Source organism: Photobacterium sp. DA100, assembly GCF_029223585.1.
In the GTDB taxonomy this organism is placed as follows: domain Bacteria; phylum Pseudomonadota; class Gammaproteobacteria; order Enterobacterales; family Vibrionaceae; genus Photobacterium.
The window spans coordinates 2,340,245-2,362,638 of the sequence record NZ_CP119423.1; the positions used below are offsets into that span (position 1 = coordinate 2,340,245).

A 22,394-nucleotide genomic window follows, 5' to 3' on the forward strand; every position below is an offset into this window, starting at 1 on the left:
GTTACAAGCGGCTTTGCGAGGGACAGAAAAGAGAAAAGTTATAGGTTGATGACCAAGATCAATTTATTGCATATACATTGGTCGTATGTTGTAAACATGTTGCGACAAAAGAGGATGCGTATATATGGAGCTAATACAAGATCCAAGGTGTTATACCGACATCTGTATCGATGGAAAATGGTTTCACCATGACCACTGTACCGATACGGCCTATATGCTGTGGGGAGGCTCTTCACCCCATATCCAGTTAGATAGAACTCCGAAGACTGAAAACGAACTCATAGAACTACTCTCGCATGCCAACCAAAACGAATGACCTGGACATTACATAGCTGGTACTTAATATATAGGCACCAGCTAATCATCACAGTGCAAAGTTGAACCCGCAATTATTCGTCAACAGTAAATCTCTTGCCTAGCCTTGTGAAAATGAAATAAATAGGCAAATAAATTACCAAAAGTATCAATGTATCGAGCAAAAAGTGTAGTTCACCTGCCGCCAAAGTGGCGCCGACGAAATAGTTCTTAACCGTTATGGCACAAAATACCGACACGAACGTGACGATGACAGTCATATAGTTTTTTTTCATGCTTAAAACCAGATACAGCGTCTCTTACAAATCAGACGGAGATTATACTACTTCCCAACGTCTTTCTTCACCTGTTAACGGGCGAGTATCCGTACATGAACGGATTCATCTACACGCGAAAGGGCTTTCAGAGATAGAATAACTGCTCTTGACTTACCCCATCATCGCCAAATGTAATCAATCCGGCACCGACAATTTCACCAAGCTGCCACTTACACCATGCTTTGTCGCCATCGACCATGACATTGGTGATCTCCATTTTTTCGCCGTGCTTCCTCAGTTCAGAGATATACCCTGGTAAATCACCTTTACCATAGGCAACACCATCCCTGTCCAACAGCTGATATTCGGCTGTCACATTGGCAGCGATAGCTGTAGCATCCAAGCAACCAAACCCGTTTGCATAACCACCCAACTTCTCTTGTGCTGACATAATGTTGTCCTCTGCATACTGCAGATCAACTGATACCCACTTGCAGTATAGTTGGTTACACCAATATCTATAAAGGACATACAATAGCGCCTTTGCTGCAGCCCGCATCTTGCCTTAGAGCGGGCTAGCACGCTATAACACCTTGGTTTTAATTCACTAACTGCACATTTGATTTGTCGATATTAAGCCCAGTCAGCTTTTCGAGAAAATGCGTGATATTTGACTTTGCCGAGCCTTCGTTGGCCATTCTTAGACGTTCAACCCCACTAAATGCATCGCCAAATGTCGCGGTGTAAGGGGCAACAATCACCTCATCAAATACAACGTCTTGACTACTCTTCTCGATTAACACATAACGAATCGATGATGTGACCTCCATATCCAGACCAAACGAAGGCTGATCAACTTCCATCAACTGCGCGGATAACTCATACTCCGGCTGCCCATCTTTTGCTATCAACGTTAGTAGCTGCAGCGAATGTTTCAACGCCGATTCAAACTCTGCATTGCCTATCTCAGAAGTCCAAAGAGGATTAGTTTCTTCTCCCCCATCCACTTGGTTTACCGCAATGGCGTTGGTGAGTTTTTCATCAAAGGTCATATTGACAGAGTCGTCAATTTTCATATTTTCAACCTGAGCAGGCGATGCACAGCCAAACAACAGTGAGCCCGCGATTAGCACGGCAGAAAATCTTAGTAAATTCATATTTAATCAATCCATATAAAAGCAAAAATCAGCTTCATCCTATATACAGAAAGACTTTAGGGCAATGCATTGCATATCATTCTGCGACCCACCACGACTTCTCAACAATATCAGTAAGTTAATATCATAATAGCGATAATAGAGAGCGGCACATTTTAAGGGCTCCAATAAAAAAAAGCCCGCTCATACGAGCGGGCAAACCCCAATTCAACAACAAAGAAAAACAAAGCAACTAGAAATTAAACCGGTACCCGGTGTAATGAGCGTAGGTCTGGTTTGGCCGCAGAATGCTATCACCCGGCCACTCTGGATGGTTAGGTGCATCTGGCAGGTATTCAGTTTCTAAACAAAAACCCTGGTGGACCTTGTATTCCCCCGATGCCCCTTTCGTACCCGTCAGGAAATTCCCGGTGTAGAGCTGGACCGCTGGCTTGGTTGTTTGGACCGTCATGGTGATTTTCTGATCTGGCGTAATCACCGTGGCAACATCACTGATACCATCGCATACTTCAGGCTTTAACAGTAATGCATGGTCATAGCCCCCCACCAATACCTGCTCGGGATCGGTTCGAAGCTCCTGGCCAATGGTTTTACCCTCCCTGAAATCAAATCCGGTCTGTGCTACCGATTTCAACTCCCCGCAAGGAATACCAACATCAGAGGTAGGAACGAAGTAGTCAGCCCTAATCGTTAACTCATGCTGTAAGCAATCCACCCCAGAGGCTTCTCCTGCCAAATTAAAGTATGCATGGTTGGTGAAGTTTACCGGGCATGGCTCATCACAGTCCGCCTGATAGCTAATCGCTACTGTATTGTCCTCAGTCAGCTCAAACGTCACTTTCGCTTCAAGGTTACCTGGAAAACCTTGGTCCCCATCTTTAGAGAGCAGACTAAAGACAAGCTTTGAGTCGGTGCGAGAATCCAACGTCCAACGTCGATGCGCGAAACCTTCCGGGCCGCCATGAAGCGTATTGCCCGCTTGGTTGGTGCTTACCTGGAATGTTTTGCCATCGATCGTAAATTGCCCACCGGCAATACGGTTGGCGTAGCGCCCTACCGTCGCACCAAAATAGGCACTCTGCTTGAGATGATCCGTCATGTTGGCACAGCCAAGCAGCACTTCTCTCGCATCACCGTCGACAGGGACTGTACAACTCAGCCACGTGGCACCAATATCCATGAACGTTGCCGTCATGCCTGCATCATTGGTTAGGGTAAACAGGTTGGCAGAGCGACCGTCATCGGCCGCCTCCATTGTCATGGTTTCGTGCAGCGCTAACACTTTATGTGGTAGTGTCATTTTCATATTCCTTCTTTGAGCAATCTCACCTTAGGCAAGTGCACCCGCGCCAGCTTTTGCTTTACACACGTAAATGGTTTCTTTCAGCCCAGTCTCTGCCTCATACGTCTCAGCAAGGGCGGCCTTCACCTCTTCAACCAATGCCGGCGGGACAATTGACACAACGCAGCCGCCAAAACCACCGCCAGTCATACGCACACCACCTTGTTCGCCAATCACGGCTTTAACGGTATCAACAATGAAATCAATCTCACGGACCGTAATTTCAAAATCGTCGCGCATCGAGGCATGAGATTCTGCCATCAGCTCTCCCATACGCTTCATGTCACCTTGGCTCAAAGCGATAGCGGCTTCTTCAGTGCGATCATTTTCGGTGATCACGTGGCGAGCACGCTTGGCCACCATTTCGTCAAGCTCCTCTACACGAGCATTGAACTGCTCAATCGTGACGTCACGCAGTGCTTTCACACCGAAAATACGGGCCGCTTCTTCACATTGCTCACGGCGAGTGTTGTACTCGCTGTCAACCAAACCACGCTTTTTGTTGGAGTTGATGATAACCACCGCCATATCTTCCGGCATAGAGACAGCTTTGGTCTCCAGCGAACGACAGTCAATCAGCAAGGCATGGTTGGCTTGACCTTCGGCAGAGATCAACTGATCCATAATGCCGCAGTTACACCCTACAAATTCGTTTTCCGCCTGCTGGCCATTCAGGGCAATCTCCTGCTGGCTGATTTCTAGCGCATAGAGTGTCTTGAATGTCTGCCCAATCACCACTTCCAGTGCCGCAGAAGAGCTCAAGCCCGCACCTTGCGGAACATTGCCGCTTACGGCGATGTCGGCACCGGCAAACTCATAGCCACGGCCTCGCAGACACTTCACGACACCTTTGATGTAGTTGATCCACATACACTCTTCGTCGAAAGCAATCTCTGAAGTCAGGTCGAACTCTTTGGTTTGATTACCGTAATCCACAGACACCACGCGCACAATATTGTCATCACGACGGGCTGCTGCAACAACCGCTTGGTAATCAATCGCGCACGGCAGAACGAAACCGTCGTTATAGTCGGTATGCTCACCGATCAGGTTCACGCGACCCGGTGCTTGGATAAGATGCGTCGCTTGGTAACCCAGTACGGAAGAAAATGAAGTATTAACAGCGTCGATCAGCAATTGTGTTTTAGACATAAAATGTTCCTTTCTTTCTGTATGGGTTGCTTATTCTTGTTCGCGGTAATGGACGTCGCTTAGGGCACGCAACTTGTCTGCTGCCTGCTCTGCCGTCAGGTCACGCTGGCTTTCAGCCAGCATTTCATAACCCACCATGAACTTGCGCACGGTGGCAGAGCGCAGTAGTGGCGGATAGAAGATGGCATGAAGCTGCCAGTGTTCGGTCGAAGTATCACCTTCTTTGAAGAACGGTGCGTAGTGCCAGCCCATAGAGTAAGGGAACGAGCACTTGAACAGGTTGTCGTAACGGCTGGTTAGCTTTTTGATCGCAACGGCAAGGTCATCACGCTGCTCGTCGGTTAGGTCGTTCATGCGACGGATATGGGTTTTCGGCATCAGCATGGTTTCAAATGGCCATGCCGCCCAATAAGGTACGACGGCGATCCAATGTTCCGTTTCAACGACCGTGCGGGAGCCATCTGCCATTTCTGCCTTAGCATAATCCACCAGCAGGTTCGAGCCATGCTGTTGGTAGTAGCCACGCATGTTTTCATCCTTACGAGCAATTTCATTTGGCAAGAAACTATTAGCCCAAATCTGACCGTGCGGGTGTGGCTGGGAGCAGCCCATCGTTGCCCCTTTGTTTTCAAATGCCTGAACCCAAACGTATTCCGTGCCAAGCTCTTCGATTTGATCGTTCCAAGTGTCAATCACCTTGCGGATCGTCCCCACAGGCAACTCAGGCAGCGTTTTACTGTGATCAGGAGAGAAGCAAATCACACGGCTCAGGCCGCGAGCACTTTCACAGCGGAATAACGGATTATCCGATTCAGGCGCATCCGGCGTTGACGGTGTCAGTGCCGCATGGTCATTGTTGAACACATAGGTATCGGCATAGTCAGGGTTTTTATCACCTGAGACACGGGTGTTGGTCGGGCAAAGGAAACATTCACTGTCGTAGGCCTTGTCTTCTGCCTGTTGCGGTGTTTCATCAGCCCCCTGCCACGGGCGCTTAGCACGATGCGGAGAAACCAAAATATATTGTCCCGTCAACGGATTGTAACGACGATGAGGGTGGTCGACAGGGTTAAACTTTTGCTCAGACATTATCAAAACTCCCAATTGCAGATTGGCTGCAAAACATAAAGGTAGGAGCAGGCATACTTAGGGGGTGAAGATACCGCCTGCTTCCAAAATCATCTCAAAACGAATTAGTAACCGTTCGGGTTCTCAGATTGCCAGCGCCAGGTATCGGCAGCCATCGCAGTCACATCAAATTTGGCTTCCCAGCCCAGCTCCTCTCGAGCTTTTGCCGGATCCGCCCAGCACTCGGCAATATCGCCCGGGCGGCGAGGACACATTTTATAAGCCACATCATGACCACAGGCTTGACTAAAGGCGTCAACCATTTCGAGCACACTGCTACCCTTGCCGGTACCTAGGTTATAAATATGCAGGCCAGGCTTTTCGCCAACAGTACGCAGGGCCGCAATATGGCCATCGGCCAAATCCATAACGTGGATGTAATCACGAATGCCAGTCCCGTCCGGTGTTGGGTAGTCATTACCAAACACAGAGAGGAATTCTCGGCGCCCTACCGCAACTTGGGCGATAAATGGCATCAGGTTATTAGGAATGCCCTGCGGGTCTTCCCCCATAATGCCCGATGGATGGGCGCCAACCGGGTTGAAGTAACGCAGCAAGGTGATACTCATTTCCGGTACCGCAACCTGAATATCACGCAGGCACTCTTCGACCATGTACTTGCTGCGACCGTAAGGGTTGGTGACTTGACCTGTTGGTGTCGTTTCTTTGATTGGGATTTCGGTAGGATCACCATATACCGTAGCGGATGAGCTAAACACTAAGCTGTTCACGCCTGCCTGCTTCATGGCATCAACGAGCATCAATGTGCCATGGACATTGTTGTCATAATATTCAAGCGGTTTTTGCACTGACTCACCCACGGCCTTCAAGCCCGCAAAATGGATCACAGAGCGAATTTCATGCTCTGAGAAAATTTGATCCAATATTTCACGATCACGAATATCACCTTGATAGAAAGTCGGTGTTACACCTGTCAGTGTATCAACCCGCTCAAGCACGGCTTCTTTACTATTGCAAAGGTTGTCCAGAATGATTGGTTCAAGACCTGCCTCAATCATTTGTACACAGGTATGGCTTCCGATATATCCCATACCACCCGTTACTAATACCTTCATCACTCTCTCCCAACTCACTCGCTATGACAGCCCAAACCACCTCAACGAGAACAACCTCTTGTTCTTAACTGCGAGCAAGTTTATCAATAAGCTCAAAATGAAATCTGTGATCATTGCCACATTGTGTAAACGTTTCCACAAATTACAACGCATTGATGGGTTCCGTTCATTTTATCAGTCAAGCACTCTCCATTAAGGAAAATCAATAAAAACATTATTATTCATAAATATATGAAGATTTCGTGGAGTAAGGAACATTGGGTTCGTGCTTGGTACACCGTAAAGTCAACGATGAACAAAATCTGACAGCCAGTGAAAACGATTACCCTTAATCAAAGGAAGTTATCTAACAGCAATAAGAAAGGAGAACGAAATACAAGCCAAACACCTATGCAATGTGATGCGCAAAGCTAATTTAACATTTTGATATGCATCTACTGGCAGTTAAAAGCTATACTAACCGAGTTTGATAAGTATCATGGATAAAGTATGAAAACTGCTATATTACGATTTTTACTATTTTTCATACCCTTACTGACTATTACGTCAGCATCTATCTATTATATTTACAGCGAAGATATCACTCAGCTCAACCATCGCATTCAAGATCGAGAGAATAGCCGCCATCAATCCTCTTTACACATTACCCGGTTACACTTCGCGCCGATTATTGAAGATCTCCGTTACATCAGTGAAAAAACAATAGAGTTATCCCAATCTCAACACTCCATCGAGCGACAGCACGAGATCCTGACCGCAACATTCCAGCGTATATCAACAACCCGCTCCTACTATGATCAGGTGCGGTTGATCAACGATCAGGGCCAGGAAGTTATCAGGGTAAACAAAGAAGTTGGCGGAACTGAAGCAGTCACGAAAGATAAATTGCAAAATAAAAGCCACCGTGACTATGTTCAGAAAGCCCTAAACATCCCGCCGGGTAGTTTTTACACCTCTCAATTCGACCTTAATCAAGAAAATGGCAAAGTCGAACTCCCTCACAAACCCATGCTGAGGTTTGTCAGCCATGTGAAAATTAACGGCAAAAGCTGGTTGCTTACACTCAATTATCTCGGTATCGACTATCTTGAAGAGCTCAAAGAGCAATACGGCTGGGACCAAGTGCAAAACTGGTTAATAAACAGCGATGGTCAATGGTTGCTTGGTCCGACAGCAGAAAGTGCATGGCAATTCATGCCAACCTTGGTCGATCCCCAACAGCAGGATTTTAATACCCTATACCCTTCTCTCTGGAATGAGATTAAGAACAACAACCGCGGCCAAGTCATTATTGGCGACTTCCTGTATACCTATACCCGCTTTTTCTCCGGTTCAACCTTCAAAGGAGAAGATAGTTTTACCCTGCCTTTTCAGGGTACCGACTTACCCTGGACAATCATATCCAAAATCAACATGGCGGAAGCGGTGGCCGAACTTGCTTTCACTAAAAAGCGTATCGTCAAACTGGTCATTTTCACCGCGTTAATCATCTGTTTGGCTTCTGGGTGCCTAGTACTGGCCTGGCATCTATCCCAGTTATTGAATGCCCAGCGCAAAATGACACTAAAAATTCAAGATACCGCCTTACAATACGCAACGGTATTGCGCCATGTACCAGACGGACTAATGACCCTCGACCAAGAGATGAAAGTTGTCACCGCCAATAATGCCGCGAGGCAGATATTATCCCTTGGTAATAAGGACATTACTGGCTCTACCCTGACAAAACTATTACCCGGGACGCAATTCCGCCGACAGATGGAAGCGATTATTGAACAATTGCATCAATTGCGCGAGAAGAAACAACCCACAATCAAGATCCGGTTGCAGTTCACCAACCTGAAAACCAAGCATATTGAGGTCATCGCTACAGAAACGATCTACAGCTCAAGCCGTGAAATTTTGCTTAACCTGCGTGATGTGACCTACTGGATTGAACGAGAGGAAAAACTCAAGAGCATGTCGCGTGCCCTTGAACAGAGCAACGACTCTATCATTATTACGGACAAAAGAGGTGTGGTGGAGTATGTTAACCGCTCTTTCGAAGAGCATAACGGTATCAGATCCAAAGACATTATTGGTAAACAATCAATTGAATTGTTGAGAAATACACTCAACAACCTCAATGACGTCAAGCATGTGCAAAAACAACTAAAAGACGGCCATGTTATTGAGCGCGTTATTGCCCGCAAACAGGGTGATGAGCAGGTCATCTATGAAGAAAAAACCATTGCCCCTATTCGTAACAGCCGCGGAAAAATTAGCCACTATATTTCCACCGGCAAGGACATCACAGAGCGGGTATTATTTGAGAACCGCTTGCACCGTCTCGTGCATTACGATTTGTTAACTGAACTGCCAAACCGAACCTTGCTACAACAACAACTCGGTGCCGCAGTGAAATGCAATAAGCTCCACGGAGAGAACATCGCTCTGCTTTCTCTGGATTTGGATTATTTCAAGCAGATCAACGATTCTCTAGGACATGCAGTCGGCGACAAGGTGATCCAAACTGCCGCGAAGCGTATTCAGCGTCTATTAAGAGAAACGGACTTCCTCGCCAGACTTGGTGGTGACGAGTTCGCCATTCTCCTATCGCAAAATGCCAACTTGCAAAATGTCACCAATATTGCGACGCGTATCTTGAAACACATCTCGGCTCCTCTCGTTGTGGAAGGCAAGGAGCTGTTTTTAACCGCCAGCATCGGTATCAGTTTCTTCCCCGATGACTCGGAGATCGCTGAGAATATCAGTAAATATGCAGATATCGCCCTGTACCGAGCCAAAGAGCAAGGGCGTAACCAATTCTGTTTCTATACCCAGGAAATGGGCGTACACAGCATACAGCAAATTCAATTGGAATCTGAATTACGACGCACTGTGGGTACTGATCGCTATGAGTTTTACTATCAACCCAAAGTTCATGCCCATGATCATGAAATATCAGGTATTGAAGCCCTGCTAAGATGGCGAAATAAACACGGCGAGCATGAGTCACCACTCAATATTATCCCGATACTTGAACGCTCTGGCGTCATTATTGAAGCGGGAGAGCACTTGATACATAAAGCCTGCCAACAATTAAAAGATTGGCAGAGCAAAGGAATCTATCTCAACTTTGCCATTAATATCTCGGCCCAGCAGTTATTGGGATCAAATATCGTCGAAACAATCGACAAAGCGATCATTCAAGCTGGCTGTGATCCCAGATATCTCGAAATAGAGATCACCGAAACCGTCATCATGTCCGATGTTAATACGGCACTAGACAAGCTAATTAAGCTTGAAGCCCTTGGGGTTAAAATTGCTATCGATGATTTCGGAACCGGCTATTCATCACTCGCTTACCTGAGCCGTTTCCCAATCCACATTCTCAAGATTGATCGCGAGTTCATCAAAGATCTGCCTTGGAACAAAGATAATATTGCTATCACCCGCTCAATCGTCGAACTGGCTCATAACTTGAATATGCGAGTTGTAGCCGAAGGCGTAGAAACCCAGTCTCAACGTGATTTTCTGGTGAGCATCGGAGTTGAGGAGTTCCAAGGCTTCTTATTCGGCCGACCTCAACCAGTCGAGGAATTTGAACAGCATTACCTCAAAAAAGCTGAAGACAATGCTCCAAACGCAATCAAGATAAAAGATTCAGAGGTGTAACCTGAACCTTTCCCGGCATCGCGAAGGGTAAAAACGAAAAAAAATTGATCTCACGCGTATTATATACGCTGTTTTATTAATCACCCGTGACCAAAAATCAATCTCAGTTATCATTTAGCAAGAATAGGATAAAAAAATTCAAAAAAATATAGGGCGAAAAACACTCACCTCGATGATATTTACCCCTAAAGATCCAATTAGGTTACAAAATAAACAACAATTTCAGAGGCGTAACATATTAATTACATTGATTCTTGACAGATATATTCCGCTTTTTTCGTATGGATATTCACTATTAAAGCAATAGCCTGCTGATTTTAAAGCGGTCACGTTTTCATTCTGAAGCATTTCTTATCTTTTGAATTGATTATCAACAAAGCTCCAACAAATCAATTCTAAGAACATTACAATAACAAAGCACCTTGCAGCTTTGTCTTAAAATATACATAAGCACAATAATCAAAACATAAACAACCAAGTGATAACCAAGGGTCTACACTATTGCAGTTGAAATGGCAATATAGGCAGTCGCCATTTTAGGCGGTAAAATTAACGCCTGAGAAAAAATGAAAAGACATAATCATGAATTCAGTTATACAAGTAAGCGAACTTGAGTCGTTTCTCATTGCGATTATTGTGCTTTTTCTTGGCTACTTCATTAATAGCAAAGTAAAGGTATTCCAAAAGTACAATATTCCTGAGCCTATTGTTGGCGGATTAATTGTTGCTGTACTTATTGCAGTCTTACATACACAAGGTGTCGATATAACCTTCAAGCTAAGCCTCAAAGACACACTCATGCAGATGTTCTTTGCCACGGTCGGCTTAGCCGCTAGCTTTAAATTATTAGCCAAAGGTGGCTCTCGGGTATTCTTGTTCCTTGGTGTTGCAACACTCTATATCGTTATCCAAAATGCCGTTGGTGTAAGCCTAAGCACTATGCTTGGCCTTGACCCTCTCCTGGGGCTGATGGTGGGCTCTATCACCCTTTCTGGCGGCCATGGTACAGGCGCGGCATGGTCACAGACGTTTGCGGATAGCTATGGCCTACAGACCCTAGAACTGTCAATGGCAGCAGCCACATTTGGCTTGGTCATGGGCGGAATCATTGGCGGTCCTGTCGCACAGCGGCTGATCAATCGGTTTTCACTGAAGTCGGAGTTCGGTATTGGCGAGAAACACCATATTGAACACCCTGATCTGGTCACATATAGCGACCACGAAGAGGATCGCATTACCGCGAAGAATACAATCGAAGTACTCTTTATCCTGCTGATCTGTGTCGCTGGCGCTGCACATGTGAAAGAGTTTATCGACGGCTTTGGTATTAGCTGGCTACGTATCCCTGACTTTGTCTACGCACTCTTTATCGGTGTATTCATTACCAACATTTGTGAGACAACCAAGGTTTACAAAATCAATAATGAAACCGTCGATGCCCTGGGCACCATTTCACTTTCCCTGTTCCTGGCTATGGCTTTAATGAGCCTGCAGCTGTGGGAGTTGCTTGGCCTTGCATTGCCAATGATTGTGATTTTGTCGGTACAAACGGTTACCTTGGCGACATTTGCCTACTTTGTCACTTTCCGACTCATGGGCAAAAGCTATGATGCAGCAGTAATTGCAGGCGGCCACTGTGGCTTTGGTATGGGTGCGACCCCTACAGCTGTAATGAATATGGGGGCACTCGTTTCACGCAATGGCCCATCGCCGCAGGCATTTATGGTCGTCCCTATTGTCGGTGCCTTCTTTATCGACATCGCGAACCTTATTGTTCTACAAACCTACATCAGCTTCATTCAATAATCCCCCTCACCTTGCCGGGCCTCTATGGCCCGGCTTTGCCGTTCGGCTTCTCCCAGCTATTATTATTTTATAGAGCCTTAACTATTAGGTTGATGACTGCATCAACTGGTTATAACAACGAACAGAAAAAGATCTTCTCTCGTTTAGGGTGCGCTTTATTAATGGCCACAAGCGTCTGTGGTATGTCTGTTGAACCTATACCTATCGTCAAGTTCGGTAGGGTCATGAAGAGCGTGGGAGTATCAATATGTTAGGTGAAAATCATGCACTGTTTATCGAGTACCCAGAGCATCAGGACAAAATTAAGGAGCTGAAACAATCTGACGAACACTTCAAGCAAATGGCCGATCGCTACCACCATCTAGATCACAAAATCAGAGGCCTTGAAGGTAGTAACATCCCCACAGACGATCACCATTTTACCCAACTCAAATTAGAACGCCTCCAACTGAAAGACAAAATCTACAGTATTCTTTCCCACTGATCCTGCCACATCCACTTCATACACTATGTCCACATCGCAGGTTTACAAACTGTGATGCGGGCATATATTTACACGTTCACATCTCCCCCAAGACTCACCCGCAGCACGGGTAAGCACTTGAATTGTGAGGTTATTTATTATTAACAATATATGAATGGACAAAATCACCGAGGAAACAATTGTAACTAGATATTTCTAGCTGTTTCCTATTCAAAAAATATTGATAGAATCCGCGCACCTTTAGTAGCAATCAACTTTTGTTAATAAAGACCAATTTTTTTTGAGTGCAGCATGAGAACCATGCTGCTTACCTTCTAGTGACTGAGAAAACAATGACTAAATTCGATAAAGCAAAGCAGATCCTGCTGGCAGGTTTCTGTATCAACCTATGTATGGGCATCCTGTATGCTTGGAGTGTTTTCAAGCAAGCTCTAGTTCTCGATATGGGCTGGTCCGATGCAGACGCTTCAATGCCATACTCAGTTGCTGTAATTACTTTTGCTCTATCTCTTTTGGTAGCTGGTGTTCTTCAAGATCGCATGGGCCCACGCAAGATCCTTATCTTGGGTACGACACTTGTTGGCTCAGGCATGATCATTTCAAGCTTTGCAACTAGTCCTCTACTTCTTCTAATTACCTTTGGTCTAATGACTGGTGCAGGTATCGGTTTTGGCTATGCGTGCCTTGCCCCTTCTGCAATGAAGTGGTTCCACCCATCAAAGAAAGGTCTGGTAAACGGCCTAATCGCTGCCGGCTTTGGTTTGGCTGCGGTTTACCTAGCACCACTAACTTCGCTGCTAATTGACTCTTTCGGTATCAGCACGAGCTTCCTGATTCTTGGTGTTGCTATCCTGCTAATCTCAGTTCCACTAGCAAGCACTATCACTAACCCACCAGAAGGCTACCAGCCACAAACACCTGCTAACTACAAGGCGAAAGCTAGCAAGCCGGTTGACATCCAATGGCGTGCAATGTTGAAAACACCTCAGTTTTACTCGCTATGGGTTATGTTTGCCCTTGCCTCTTCAGCCGGCCTGATGGTTATTGGTAATATCACTCTGATCGCTGCCCAGCAGGCAAACATCACTGAAGCGGCATTCCTTGTCGTTGTCCTGTCAATTTTCAACTCTGGCGGCCGTGTTGCTGCTGGTATGCTGGCAGACAAGATCGGTGGCCTTCGAACGCTTACCCTGGCATTTATCATGCAGGGCATCAACATGGCACTATTCGCAAGCTTTGATTCAAGCTTCACGCTAATGGTTGGTGCAGCGCTTGCAGGTGTTGGTTACGGTACGCTACTAGCCGTATTCCCAACCCTAACCGCTGAGTTCTACGGACTGAAAAACTATGGCGCCAACTTCGGTGTGCTTTACACGGCATGGGGTGTAAGTGGCTTTATCGGTTCGGCTATTACGGCTATCGCTATGGGCGCTTCAGGTAACTACACCCTGGCGTACAGCATCTGCGCGGTAATGATGGCACTGAATGTACTGCTTTCTGTACTAACCAAACCGGTTGATGCCGAGGCCCTAGAGAAAAAACTGGCTCGTGCCTAAATTTTCCTAACTAGACGATAAAAAAGCACAGCCTCGCTGTGCTTTTCCTTTTTCTTCTCACTCAAGAATTCTCATTCAACAATTCAAGATAGATTCCACATCTTTGACTCAAGTATTAATTGATCAAATTCGACACCATTGCTTCACTATTGAAGCAATATGAATTTATCGTTTTGTATTATTTGAATTAAATTTCTTCTCCCAGCATTTTCTTATTCACCAGCTCTTTTAACTTAACTGTTTTCTTTTTTGTTTATTTTTAATAATTGTTGCAGTTTCACTCTCCTTTCCAATTTACGACGCCGTTTCTCCCAAATCAAATACCTACGACTTTTTTATCTCATGCTGGTTTCACAAAAGTGATAATTAAGAACCCAGATTTCACTCATCTTTATTGCACGAGGTTTTCTCGTATATAAAAGCAACATTTCGTATTGGACGTTAGGGGTGAGTGATGAAGAACAACACGTTATTTAAACGTCATCGACTAACAGCCTTAGTAGCAGCTTCAATGTTTGGGTTGGCTACCGGGATCGCCAGTGTCAATGCCGAAGTGGTTGAAGGACCTGATTTATCAGGCCTCGGATCACTCAAAGGCATTAAACCGGCTCCCGTACCTGGGCTCGATGAATATGTAAAAAATGAAAAAGCAGCCATAAAACTTGGCAAGGCACTGTTTTGGGACATGCAGGCAGGTAGCCAGGGGCAGGCTTGTGCAAGCTGTCACTACAGTGCTGGTGCCGATAACCGGACTAAAAACCAAATCAGCCCGGGTCTCAACAATGTTGATGAGACCAAAAGGGAGATTTTTGATCCGACGCAAACCGGTGTCGGCGGACCTAACTACACGTTAGTGCCAAATGATTTCCCATTCCGTGTTTATGCCAATCCTGATGACCGTGACTCAGAAGTCCTATTCGATTCCGACGATGTTGTCTCTTCGCAAGGGGTTGAAGGTCTGGTATTTGACGAACTTTACGGCGGAAGCTTTGGCGACCCGAGGTACTCGGACCGCCGCGAGACCTGTGACACCGTCAAAGATATTTTCCACGTTGGTGACGTGAGCACTCGCCGTGTCGAACCACGTAATACGCCGACCGTTATCAATGCCATTTTCAACTTCCGTAACTTCTGGGATGGTCGGGCCAATAATACCTTCAACGGGGTTGACCCATTTGGCCGTCGTAACCAAGAGGCCAAAGTGCTCCATTTTGACCCATATACCAAATATGTCAGCCAGAAAGAAGTGGATCTGATTAACTCCAGTGCGGCCTCGCAGGCTGTTGGCCCTCCGGGCAGTGCGTTCGAAATGACCTGTGCCAACAAGGCCTTCAGAGATATGGGTAAGAAACTACTCAATCTCAAACCGCTTGGCCTACAGCAGGTTGACCGCTCGGACAGTGTCTTGGGTTATGACTCGAGCTATCCGAACGACGGTCTTCGCTCTCGATACAAAGAGATGATCAAAGACGCCTTCAATATCGAATACTGGGGTTCGGATCAAGACTTTGACGGCTACAGCCAGATGGAACAAAACTTCAGCCTGTTCTGGGGCTTGGCAATCCAGCTATATGAAAAAACCTTGATCTCGGACGATTCACGCTTTGACCGTTATATGGATGGCGACAAATATGCTCTGACCACCCTCGAGAAAAAAGGCCTGGAGATATTCGTCGATAAAGGCAAGTGCGTGAACTGTCACAGTGGTCCAGAGTTCTCGAAAGCCATGACGCACTTGATTGCCGAGGAGCAGGAAGAAGGTCTGGTCGAGCGGATGCACATGGGAGACGGGGGCATCTCGCTCTATGACAACGGCTTCTACAACATCGGTGTGACGCCGACCAACCAAGACCTTGGCTTGGGCGGAAAAGACCCTTGGGGGAATCCTCTGTCGCATACCCAGCAGTTTATCGAGAAGCTGTTAGGTAACGATGTGCCTGATAACTTTGAGGTCGATCCCTGTACCTTTGAAGCCAAGGTGCTTGCAGACGAGCCTTGCGACTCAGAAGCCCACACCAACGCACTCAAAACGCTTGTCCTAGAGGGTAAAGAGCGAACAGCTGTTCACGGGGCGTTTAAAACCCCCACGCTACGTAACATCGAGCTAACCGGCCCTTACATGCACAACGGGAGTATGTCGACACTTTGGCAAGTTGTCGAATTCTACAACCGTGGTGGTAACCGCACCAGCGAAGGCCTTGGCGATTCATCCGGCTTTGGCGATATCACGTCCAACCTCGACCCAGACATTCGCAGCCTTGGGTTAACGGACTACGAGAAGAAAGCACTGGTTGCCTTCATGAAATCGCTGACCGATGAGCGTGTTCGCCAAGAAAAAGCACCATTTGACCATCCACAGCTGTTCATCCCGAACGGTGTTGAAGGGGATGAGTTCTTTGCCGAAACCAACCTCAACGGCTCGCCTAAAGAAGAGTGGATTGAGATCCCTATGATTGGTGCCTACGGCCGTGCCGCGAAAGGTCTGGAACCGCTCAAGCCATTCCTTGATGGTGCTGAGCCTGACTACCAGTCACCGGTATACAATGAGCCGGCGCCGGAACCAGAGCCAGCACCTAAGTACCTGGAAGCCAAGGACGACGAGGTTTCAGCCAAATACGGCTTTACCACGAAGATCAAGCCGCTAGACAATGATGTGGCCGGTGACTACGCCATCGACCCACGCAGCATTGTGATCCACAATGCCCCTAGCAGCCGGGACTGCCGTTACAGCATCCACTTCGATGGCAGCATTTCGGTGACACCGCTGAAAGACTACGAGATGAGCATGACTTACAGTGTCAAAGACACTAAAGGCAATGAATCTAACGTGGCAACAGTGAAGATCAACGTTTACCGCTAAGGTATACTGCCAACATAACCTCAAGCCCCGCCGTTGCGGGGCTTTATTTTGGGGTACTGATTTGCGCGCCATCTCTCATTTCACCCGCCATCTCCCTATTAACAACTTATTAACTAGAACTATTTCAAACTATTTCTATACTGAATAGTGACAGAAAAACAGGCAGTTATTTTTTACAACTGAAAGAAAGTGCCCATTAGGTGGATAAATCACGGGGATACGCTTTTGGATGTAACTGTTAATAATGGCGATAAAACGTCAATTTCTCATGATAAGGAATAACAGGACGTAATTATGAAGCAAACCCTCAGCTCAACCTTGGCCGCATCTGCTCTTGCTCTCATTCTTGCTGGCTGTGATAGTGGTGGAAACAGTCAAGACAAGGAAATGATCCAATCGCTACAGAACAAAATCGAAGCACTTGAACAACAATTAGCCCAGGCTTCTAGCGGCGCCGTTGCGGCTGTTGATTCCGGAGCGGAAGAACTCAAAGCTAAAATTGCAGAGCTTGAAAAACAGCTTGCAGCAAAATCCGATGGCAACGATAGCGCACCGGTATCTTCAGCAAGCTCAGATACCTTGGCTAAAATCCAGAAGCAAGGATATCTCCAGTGCGGGGTCACAACCGGTTTGCCTGGCTTCTCCAACCCGAATGAAAAAGGCGAATGGGAAGGCATTGATGTCGAGTTCTGCCAGGCGGTGGCAGCCGCTACCCTGGGCGATAAGACCAAGGTGAAATACATCCCGCTGACTGCCAAAGAACGCTTTACAGCCCTGCAGTCAGGGGAAATAGACCTGTTATCGCGCAATACGACCTGGACCCTTCACCGTGATACTGCATTGGGGATCAACTTTACCGGTGTTAACTACTATGACGGCCAAGGCTTCATGATCAACAAAGCCCTTGAGATCGAAAGTGCCGCCGAGCTCGATGGCGCAGCCGTATGCGTGCAGTCAGGAACCACAACAGAGCTCAACCTCGCAGATTACTTCCGCCATCGCGAAATGAAATACACCCCTGTTGTCTTCGATACAGCCGCCCAAACGGTAAAAGGCTTTGAAGCCGGCCGCTGCGATGCGCTAACCACTGACCAATCTGGCTTATACGCCCTTCGACTCAACCTGCCGGATCCATCTTCGGCAGTAGTACTGCCAGATATCATTTCCAAAGAGCCTCTCGGCCCCGCAGTCCGTCAAGGGGACGACCAGTGGTTCAATATTGTGAAATGGACGCTGAATGCCATGATTACCGCTGAAGAGCTTGGGGTGTCATCGCACAACGTCGACGACATGAAAATGTCCAATGATCCCAACATCCGCCGCTTGATTGGCGCTGACGGCCCCAAAGGGAAAGGCCTTGGCCTCAATGATGACTGGGCCTACCAGGTCATCAAGCAGGTCGGCAACTACGGTGAAAGCTTTGAGCGCACTGTCGGCATGAGCTCTCCGCTGGAAATCAAGCGTGGTATCAACGCCTTATGGAATGATGGCGGGCTGTTGTATGCGCCGCCAATGCGCTAGTGATCATTGCGATTGCTAGTTAATCGGGAGGGGGGATGCCCCCTCCGGTCAGCGTTTTCTTTTACACAGGATGTGTTGTTTTGGCCGCGAAGAATACAAAAAACCTGTTGTACAACCCCACTTTTCGTTCTGTGCTGTTTCAGGCTCTTGCTGCTGCAGCACTGTGCTACTTTGTCTACTCCATCATCAACAATGCCCTGACCAACCTCGATCAACGAGGCATTGCAACTGGGTTTGGCTTCCTCAGTCAAGAAGCTGGGTTTGGTATTGGTCTGAGTCTGATAGATTATGACGAGACCTACAGCTATGGCCGGACATTTTTTGTCGGTCTGCTTAATACAGCCCTTGTTTCTGTACTCGGCATTCTGCTGGCCACCCTTCTTGGATTTATCATCGGGATCGCTCGGCTCTCGTCAAATTGGCTGGTCAGCCGCTTTGCCGCCGTCTATATCGAAATATTCCGTAATGTCCCGCTGTTGCTGCAAATTTTTTTCTGGTATTTTGCCGTGTTACAGGCACTGCCCTCACCCCGCAACAGCCTCAGCTTCGGCGAAAGTGTCTTTCTTAATGTTCGCGGTCTGTATTTTGCCAAGCCTGTTTTCGGACCAAATGCCTACTGGATCGGTCTTGCCCTGATAGCAGCAATAGTATCGGGCATAAGCTATGCCATCTACGCCAAAAAAAAGCAAAAAGCGACTGGTCAGCAATCCCCTATTCTCTGGGTATCACTCAGCCTCTTGGTCGTGCTCCCCACCTTTAGCTATTTCGCCAGCGGACAACCGGTTTACCTAGAAGTCCCCGAACTCAAAGGCTTCAACTTCAGAGGAGGCATCGGCATTATTCCCGAGTTGGCTGCGCTGCTACTTGCCTTGAGTATCTACACCGCATCGTTCATTGCAGAAATTGTCCGGGCCGGGATCAACGCTGTCAGCCACGGACAAACAGAGGCTGCGCTTTCTCTCGGCTTGCCTCAAGGTAAAACCCTGCGGTTGGTTGTGATCCCACAAGCCTTGCGGATCATCATCCCGCCACTTACCAGCCAATATCTCAATCTAACCAAAAACTCATCATTGGCAATGGCTATTGGCTACCCCGATCTGGTCTCGGTCTTTGCCGGTACAACACTCAACCAAACCGGGCAAGCCATCGAGATTATTGCCATGACCATGGCGGTTTATCTCGCCCTCAGCTTGTTTACTTCACTGGTGATGAATATCTACAACCGCAAAGTCGCACTGGTTGAACGTTAGGAGGCGTGGAAATGCATCAACATCAATTTCGCCCCGACTTGCCTCCACCAGCCAATACGGTCGGTATAGTCGGCTGGCTACGCAAGCACCTGTTTTCCAGCATGGTCAACAGCTTGATGACTCTCATCCTGGGCTATTTGGCCATCATGGCTATCTGGAACATTGTCGACTGGGCGTTGCTCCAGGCTGACTGGGTCGGCACGAACCGGGATGACTGCCACCGTAACGGTGCTTGCTGGGTGTTTATCTCCGTTCGCTTCGAGCAGTTCATGTTTGGCTTCTATCCCCGGGAAGAGTTGTGGCGGCCACAGTTGTTTTACGTCACTTTGGCTCTATTCATGGCCTTGCTCGGCTATGAGAAAACACCGCGCCGAACATGGATTTGGTTATTCTTCGTCAATGTTTACCCTTTCATCATTGCCGGCCTGCTCTACGGTGGCATCTTTGGCCTTCCCGTGGTTGAAACACACCTCTGGGGAGGCTTGCTGATCACCTTGATCATTGCCATTGTCGGCATCGTCGTCTCCCTTCCGATCGGTATCGCACTGGCATTGGGTAGACGTTCGAATATGCCGGTGATCCGCAGCCTGTGTACGGTTTATATCGAGATCTGGCGCGGTGTGCCTCTGATTACGGTGCTTTTCATGGCATCTGTCATGCTCCCTTTATTTCTTAGCGCCGAAACAGAAACCAACAAACTGTTCAGGGCATTAATTGGGGTGGTGCTATTTAGCGCAGCCTACATGGCCGAAGTGGTTCGCGGCGGGTTGCAGGCTATCCCCTCCGGACAATATGAAGCAGCAGATGCTCTGGGGCTTGGCTATTGGAAGAAGATGTCTTTGATCGTTTTGCCACAAGCACTGAAAATCAGTATTCCGGCCATCGTTAATACCTTCATCGGCCTTTTCAAAGATACCAGTCTAGTACTCATCATCGGTATGTTCGATGTGCTTGGCATTGGTCAGGCTGCCAACACCGATCCGAAATGGCTGGGGTTTGCAACGGAAAGCTATGTCTTCGTTGCCCTGGTCTTCTGGGTATTCTGCTTTGGCATGTCACGATACAGCATTTATCTGGAAAACAAACTCCATACCGGTCATAAGCGATAGAACACTATGAGGGACAATATGATAGTGAGTAATACCTCAAGCAAGGAGGCATCTGACATGATCACCATGGTAGCGGTCAATAAATGGTACGGTGAATTCCATGTCCTCAAAGACATTAACCTCACGGTCAAAAAAGGCGAGAAAATCGTCATCTGCGGTCCGTCTGGCTCTGGCAAATCGACCTTGATCCGATGTATTAACCGCCTTGAGGAGCACCAGCAGGGACAAATTATCGTCGCCGGCAATGAACTTACTAATGATCTGAAAAATATCGAGCTGGTTCGCCGAGAAGTCGGAATGTGTTTCCAGCACTTCAACCTGTTTCCTCATCTCACCGTACTCGAAAACTGTACCTTGGCCCCAATCTGGGTGAAGAAAATGCCGCAGAAAGAGGCCGAGCAGATCGCGATGCAATACTTGGAGCGAGTAAAGATCCCCGAACAAGCCAACAAATACCCCGGGCAGCTCTCCGGCGGCCAGCAGCAGCGCGTCGCCATCGCCCGCTCCCTGTGTATGACGCCGCAAATCATGCTGTTCGACGAGCCAACCTCGGCACTCGATCCTGAAATGGTCAGGGAAGTACTGGATGTCATGGTTGAGCTTGCCAATGAAGGAATGACGATGATTTGCGTCACCCACGAAATGGGGTTTGCCCGCCAGGTTGCCGATCGGGTGATCTTCATGGACATGGGCGAAATCATTGAGGAAAACACCCCGCAAGCATTTTTCGATAACCCACAGTCCGATCGGACACAGCTATTCTTGAACCAAATACTGCATTAAAGCGTATATTAAACATCCACTTACTGAGGCGCAGCAAGAATGTGCTGTAACATTCATTTACAACTTTGGCCACAAAGATAAGGAATTGTTAAGTATCATTCAGGTCATACCGTTACACTGGTGGTTATTGTATGGGGACAGCCACATTAATTTGATAAACGGCTTGCAATAACGATGAAAAGCCCCAATATACATTTACATTAGCAATCACATATCTAACCCTGAGGGGACTATTTATGAACGATCGTATTGTCAATCGTGGCACAGCTTACGAAAGCGTACTTTCTACAAACAAGGTTCTACGTAACACTTATTTTCTTCTGTCTCTAACGCTTGTATGGTCAGCTGTCGTTGCAGGTTTTGCAATGGCGATGAATCTGCCTCATCCGGGTTTGATCATCACACTGGTTGGCTTCTACGGTCTAATGTTCCTGACAGAGAAAAACCGAAACAGCGGCATGGGTATCGTCTTTACCTTTGCGCTTACTGGCTTCATGGGCTATACCCTAGGGCCAATTCTCAACATGTACGTGGGTGCGGGCCTGGGCCATGCTATCGTTCCGGCTCTGGGCGGTACAGCACTGACCTTTATGGCCTGTTCGGCCTACGCGCTAACCACCAAGCGTGATCTTTCTTTCCTTGGCGGTATGCTAATGGCGGGCTTTGTTGCCATCATCGTTGCGGTGATTGCCAACATCTTCCTCCAGCTGCCTATGCTATCACTGGCGATCAGTGGTATGTTCGTGCTGTTCTCATCAGCAGCTATCCTGCTGACAACCCAGAACATTGTTCGTGGTGGTGAAACAAACTACATCTCAGCAACAGTGACGCTGTATGTTTCTATCTACAACCTGTTCCTGAGCCTGCTGCAAATCCTAGGCGTAATGGGCAGCAACGACTAATCATAGCTTCGTTCATCGAAATGACGAAAAAGCGCCGCA

17 protein-coding genes are annotated in these 22,394 nt (G+C 47.4%); 11 read left to right on the top strand and 6 right to left on the bottom strand.

Annotated elements, in window-relative coordinates; genetic code table 11:
- Nucleotides 1-124 precede the first annotated feature (124 nt).
- On the top strand, nucleotides 125-316 hold the full coding sequence (locus PTW35_RS10830) for a hypothetical protein (protein ID WP_039461615.1): 192 nt from the start codon (nucleotides 125-127) through the stop codon (nucleotides 314-316).
- A 401-nt stretch (nucleotides 317-717) separates the two neighbouring features.
- On the opposite strand, the gene PTW35_RS10835 is transcribed toward PTW35_RS10830, so the two are convergent.
- The 6 genes from PTW35_RS10835 to galE form a co-directional block, all read right to left on the bottom strand.
- Complete coding sequence (locus tag PTW35_RS10835) at nucleotides 718-1,023, bottom strand: hypothetical protein (protein WP_281024993.1); 306 nt, start codon at nucleotides 1,021-1,023, stop codon at nucleotides 718-720.
- A 148-nt stretch (nucleotides 1,024-1,171) separates the two neighbouring features.
- Entirely contained in the window at nucleotides 1,172-1,729 is a 558-nt protein-coding gene (locus PTW35_RS10840) for a hypothetical protein (protein ID WP_281024994.1), read from the bottom strand.
- A 232-nt stretch (nucleotides 1,730-1,961) separates the two neighbouring features.
- Nucleotides 1,962-3,029, bottom strand: a complete 1,068-nt coding sequence (gene galM / locus PTW35_RS10845) for a galactose-1-epimerase (protein ID WP_281024995.1) — start codon at nucleotides 3,027-3,029, stop codon at nucleotides 1,962-1,964.
- Nucleotides 3,030-3,059: 30 nt separating this feature from the next.
- Nucleotides 3,060-4,223, bottom strand: a complete 1,164-nt coding sequence (gene galK / locus PTW35_RS10850; protein ID WP_281024996.1) for a galactokinase — start codon at nucleotides 4,221-4,223, stop codon at nucleotides 3,060-3,062.
- A gap of 30 nt (nucleotides 4,224-4,253) precedes the next feature.
- Nucleotides 4,254-5,312 carry a UDP-glucose--hexose-1-phosphate uridylyltransferase gene (locus PTW35_RS10855; protein WP_281024997.1) on the bottom strand — a complete coding sequence of 353 codons (1,059 nt, stop codon included), beginning with the start codon at nucleotides 5,310-5,312 and terminating at the stop codon, nucleotides 4,254-4,256.
- 104 nt (nucleotides 5,313-5,416) lie between these two features.
- Nucleotides 5,417-6,427: a UDP-glucose 4-epimerase GalE gene (galE, locus tag PTW35_RS10860; protein WP_281024998.1), complete on the bottom strand. Its 1,011-nt coding sequence runs from the start codon at nucleotides 6,425-6,427 to the stop codon at nucleotides 5,417-5,419.
- 489 nt (nucleotides 6,428-6,916) lie between these two features.
- Between galE and PTW35_RS10865 the strand changes: the two genes are divergently transcribed.
- From PTW35_RS10865 to PTW35_RS10910, 10 genes are all read left to right on the top strand, one after another.
- A complete protein-coding gene (locus PTW35_RS10865) occupies nucleotides 6,917-10,084 on the top strand; it encodes a bifunctional diguanylate cyclase/phosphodiesterase (protein WP_281024999.1) in 3,168 nt (1,055 codons plus the stop codon).
- Between the two features lie 582 nt (nucleotides 10,085-10,666).
- Nucleotides 10,667-11,890: a sodium/glutamate symporter gene (gene gltS, locus PTW35_RS10870; RefSeq protein WP_281025000.1), complete on the top strand. Its 1,224-nt coding sequence runs from the start codon at nucleotides 10,667-10,669 to the stop codon at nucleotides 11,888-11,890.
- A gap of 247 nt (nucleotides 11,891-12,137) precedes the next feature.
- Nucleotides 12,138-12,374, top strand: coding sequence for a DUF465 domain-containing protein (locus PTW35_RS10875; protein ID WP_281025001.1), 237 nt, complete (start codon nucleotides 12,138-12,140; stop codon nucleotides 12,372-12,374).
- Between the two features lie 332 nt (nucleotides 12,375-12,706).
- Nucleotides 12,707-13,930 carry an OFA family MFS transporter gene (locus PTW35_RS10880; protein WP_281025002.1) on the top strand — a complete coding sequence of 408 codons (1,224 nt, stop codon included), beginning with the start codon at nucleotides 12,707-12,709 and terminating at the stop codon, nucleotides 13,928-13,930.
- Between the two features lie 511 nt (nucleotides 13,931-14,441).
- On the top strand, nucleotides 14,442-16,790 hold the full coding sequence (locus PTW35_RS10885) for a cytochrome c peroxidase (protein ID WP_281025003.1): 2,349 nt from the start codon (nucleotides 14,442-14,444) through the stop codon (nucleotides 16,788-16,790).
- A gap of 294 nt (nucleotides 16,791-17,084) precedes the next feature.
- Nucleotides 17,085-18,311 carry a transporter substrate-binding domain-containing protein gene (locus PTW35_RS10890; RefSeq protein ID WP_281025004.1) on the top strand — a complete coding sequence of 409 codons (1,227 nt, stop codon included), beginning with the start codon at nucleotides 17,085-17,087 and terminating at the stop codon, nucleotides 18,309-18,311.
- Between the two features lie 35 nt (nucleotides 18,312-18,346).
- On the top strand, nucleotides 18,347-19,561 hold the full coding sequence (locus PTW35_RS10895; RefSeq protein ID WP_281025005.1) for an amino acid ABC transporter permease: 1,215 nt from the start codon (nucleotides 18,347-18,349) through the stop codon (nucleotides 19,559-19,561).
- Nucleotides 19,562-19,572: 11 nt separating this feature from the next.
- Nucleotides 19,573-20,670, top strand: coding sequence for an amino acid ABC transporter permease (locus PTW35_RS10900; RefSeq protein WP_281025006.1), 1,098 nt, complete (start codon nucleotides 19,573-19,575; stop codon nucleotides 20,668-20,670).
- 57 nt (nucleotides 20,671-20,727) lie between these two features.
- Nucleotides 20,728-21,453 carry an amino acid ABC transporter ATP-binding protein gene (locus tag PTW35_RS10905; protein WP_281025007.1) on the top strand — a complete coding sequence of 242 codons (726 nt, stop codon included), beginning with the start codon at nucleotides 20,728-20,730 and terminating at the stop codon, nucleotides 21,451-21,453.
- 236 nt (nucleotides 21,454-21,689) lie between these two features.
- On the top strand, nucleotides 21,690-22,355 hold the full coding sequence (locus PTW35_RS10910; RefSeq protein WP_039469272.1) for a Bax inhibitor-1/YccA family protein: 666 nt from the start codon (nucleotides 21,690-21,692) through the stop codon (nucleotides 22,353-22,355).
- Nucleotides 22,356-22,394: the final 39 nt, after the last annotated feature.

What these genes read in the sequence shown, in the direction of transcription:
- PTW35_RS10830 (WP_039461615.1), top strand. Translation starts at nt 125, where the DNA reads ATGGAGCTAATACAAGATCCAAGGTGTTATACCGACATCTGTATCGAT.
- PTW35_RS10835 (WP_281024993.1), bottom strand. Translation starts at nt 1,023, where the DNA reads ATGTCAGCACAAGAGAAGTTGGGTGGTTATGCAAACGGGTTTGGTTGC.
- PTW35_RS10840 (WP_281024994.1), bottom strand. Translation starts at nt 1,729, where the DNA reads ATGAATTTACTAAGATTTTCTGCCGTGCTAATCGCGGGCTCACTGTTG.
- galM (WP_281024995.1), bottom strand. Translation starts at nt 3,029, where the DNA reads ATGACACTACCACATAAAGTGTTAGCGCTGCACGAAACCATGACAATG.
- galK (WP_281024996.1), bottom strand. Translation starts at nt 4,223, where the DNA reads ATGTCTAAAACACAATTGCTGATCGACGCTGTTAATACTTCATTTTCT.
- PTW35_RS10855 (WP_281024997.1), bottom strand. Translation starts at nt 5,312, where the DNA reads ATGTCTGAGCAAAAGTTTAACCCTGTCGACCACCCTCATCGTCGTTAC.
- galE (WP_281024998.1), bottom strand. Translation starts at nt 6,427, where the DNA reads ATGAAGGTATTAGTAACGGGTGGTATGGGATATATCGGAAGCCATACC.
- PTW35_RS10865 (WP_281024999.1), top strand. Translation starts at nt 6,917, where the DNA reads ATGAAAACTGCTATATTACGATTTTTACTATTTTTCATACCCTTACTG.
- gltS (WP_281025000.1), top strand. Translation starts at nt 10,667, where the DNA reads ATGAATTCAGTTATACAAGTAAGCGAACTTGAGTCGTTTCTCATTGCG.
- PTW35_RS10875 (WP_281025001.1), top strand. Translation starts at nt 12,138, where the DNA reads ATGTTAGGTGAAAATCATGCACTGTTTATCGAGTACCCAGAGCATCAG.
- PTW35_RS10880 (WP_281025002.1), top strand. Translation starts at nt 12,707, where the DNA reads ATGACTAAATTCGATAAAGCAAAGCAGATCCTGCTGGCAGGTTTCTGT.
- PTW35_RS10885 (WP_281025003.1), top strand. Translation starts at nt 14,442, where the DNA reads ATGTTTGGGTTGGCTACCGGGATCGCCAGTGTCAATGCCGAAGTGGTT.
- PTW35_RS10890 (WP_281025004.1), top strand. Translation starts at nt 17,085, where the DNA reads ATGAAGCAAACCCTCAGCTCAACCTTGGCCGCATCTGCTCTTGCTCTC.
- PTW35_RS10895 (WP_281025005.1), top strand. Translation starts at nt 18,347, where the DNA reads ATGCCCCCTCCGGTCAGCGTTTTCTTTTACACAGGATGTGTTGTTTTG.
- PTW35_RS10900 (WP_281025006.1), top strand. Translation starts at nt 19,573, where the DNA reads ATGCATCAACATCAATTTCGCCCCGACTTGCCTCCACCAGCCAATACG.
- PTW35_RS10905 (WP_281025007.1), top strand. Translation starts at nt 20,728, where the DNA reads ATGATCACCATGGTAGCGGTCAATAAATGGTACGGTGAATTCCATGTC.
- PTW35_RS10910 (WP_039469272.1), top strand. Translation starts at nt 21,690, where the DNA reads ATGAACGATCGTATTGTCAATCGTGGCACAGCTTACGAAAGCGTACTT.